This window comes from Rhodopseudomonas sp. BR0C11 (assembly GCF_010820945.1).
Taxonomy (GTDB): domain Bacteria; phylum Pseudomonadota; class Alphaproteobacteria; order Rhizobiales; family Xanthobacteraceae; genus Rhodopseudomonas; species Rhodopseudomonas palustris_H.
In genome coordinates, this window is sequence record NZ_QTKI01000633.1 from 1 (window position 1) to 1775 (window position 1775).

3 protein-coding genes and 1 pseudogene are annotated in these 1775 nt (G+C 64.8%); all 4 read left to right on the forward strand.

Translation table 11 applies throughout. The features are described 5' to 3' along the window. On the forward strand, positions 1-301 hold a 301-nt coding region (locus DYI24_RS26020; RefSeq protein ID WP_164574364.1), incomplete at its 5' end, for an efflux RND transporter permease subunit. A gap of 61 nt (positions 302-362) precedes the next feature. Further along, positions 363-1016 (forward strand): DsbA family protein, encoded by a 654-nt coding sequence (locus tag DYI24_RS26025; RefSeq protein ID WP_107343199.1) that lies wholly within the window; start codon positions 363-365, stop codon positions 1014-1016. 209 nt (positions 1017-1225) lie between these two features. Continuing rightward, positions 1226-1537: a hypothetical protein gene (locus DYI24_RS26030; protein WP_164574365.1), complete on the forward strand. Its 312-nt coding sequence runs from the start codon at positions 1226-1228 to the stop codon at positions 1535-1537. A 4-nt stretch (positions 1538-1541) separates the two neighbouring features. Further along, positions 1542-1775, forward strand: a pseudogene (locus tag DYI24_RS26035) (oxidoreductase); the annotation flags it as partial.

Sequence of the window (1775 nt, forward strand, 5' to 3'; positions counted from 1 at the left end):
CATCGTGCGCAACTCGATCCTGCTGGTCGACTTCATTCGGCACTCGGGCGGCGCCGGCAAGACGTTGCGCGAGGTCGTGTTGCAGGCCGGCGCGGTCCGGTTCAAGCCGATCCTGCTCACCGCGCTGGCGGCGATGATCGGTGCGGCGACGATCCTGCTCGACCCGATCTTCCAGGGCCTGGCGATCTCGCTGCTGTTCGGCCTGGCGTCATCGACCCTGCTCACGGTTCTGGTGATTCCGGCGATCTACATCGTGTTGCGCGACAAAACGCCAAATCCGCCGCCGGCCACGGCAAAGTGATGGCACGACGCCGCGATCCGGTGCACAACAGGCCCGCCTAAAGCCTGAGGATTGGAACCTGATGATGATCTCCCGACGGTCGGCCATGACGGCGGCGCTCGCTCTCGCTCCCGCGCTTGTTGCCGCCAAGGCCGGAGCGGCCCCGACCGCGCCGGACGCCGAGGATGTACTGTCGACCGACGCGGTGCTTTACGACGCCGAGATCCCGGTCGCCGGCAATCCGAAGGGTGACATCACCATCGTCGAATGGTCCGACTATCGCTGCCCGTACTGCAAGAAAGTGGCGCCGGACTTGATGAAGGTAGTCAAGGAGGATGGCAACATCCGCCTGGTCTTGAAGGACTGGCCGATTTTCGGCGGCGTCTCGGTCGATGCCGCCAAGCTGGTGCTCGCTTCGAAGTACCAAGGCAAATTTCTGCAGGCGCACGAAGCGCTGATCGGCGCGACCTCGAAGCTGACCGAGACCACGTTGAACGAGACGCTCAAGGCCGGCGGCATTGATGTCGATCGCGCCACCAAGGATCTCGACGCCAACCGCGCCACGATCGAGGCAATCCTCAAGCGCAACGACACCCAGGCCAAGGCGTTCGGCTTCCAGGGTACGCCGTCATTCATCGTCGGCCGCTTCCGCGTGCCCGGCGTGCTCGACGTCGCGCTGTTCAAGCAGGCGATCAAGGACGCCCGCGAAGCGGCGAAGAAGACGGACAAGAAGTAATAGCTTCGTCAGCGCTCCCTCCTCGTTATTGCGGGGGAGCGAAGCGACGATGCGATCCAAGCTGTGTCTGTGGCCTGGATTGCTTCGCTTCGCTCGCAATGACGGAGAGCGGGTGGATTCCCCTTTCGCCCGTTGCTTGATCTGAGTCATCTTCACAACCGCTGTGGGCGCGCTAAGCTGAGCCGTCGCATCGCAGCGGGATGACGGTTATGCTCTGCATCCGCTTGGCGGCGTGTGCTGCCGTGATGATTAATGTGCTGGCGCTGATACCGTGGGCTGCCCCAGCGCAGGCTGCGCCATGGCGCGCCGACGAGGGCAATACCCGCGGCTGGATGCTGATGTCGCCGCAGGAGCGGATCGAACATCAGGGACGGGTGCGCAGCTTCACCGACTACAATGCGTGCGAAGCCTATCGGGCCGAACATCACGCGCTGATGGTACAGCGGGCGCGCGAGCGCGGGCTCGACCTGCCGCATGGCGGCCGCGACTTCTGTGACCATCTGAAGTCCGGGCGGGATTGAGGCCATGGCAGCCGCTGCTGCAGCTGTGCGCCAGTGGTCGGTTCCGCTGCTGTCGTGCGTGGTGCCGGCGGGCTTTGCGATCTGGGCGTTTCCCGAAGGTCTGCCGCCGATCCGCGCCGCCGGCATCGTCACCGGTTGGCTCGGCTGTGGCCTATTGCTGGTCAGCCTGCTGCTGATGCTGCGCGAGCCGCGATTAGCCGCCTGGCTCGGCGGCCTGGAGCGGATGTATCGCTGGCAC

Excerpts from the sequence above, each read along its gene's own strand:
- DYI24_RS26025 (WP_107343199.1), top strand. The coding sequence starts at position 363 with ATGATGATCTCCCGACGGTCGGCCATGACGGCGGCGCTCGCTCTCGCT.
- DYI24_RS26030 (WP_164574365.1), top strand. The coding sequence starts at position 1,226 with ATGCTCTGCATCCGCTTGGCGGCGTGTGCTGCCGTGATGATTAATGTG.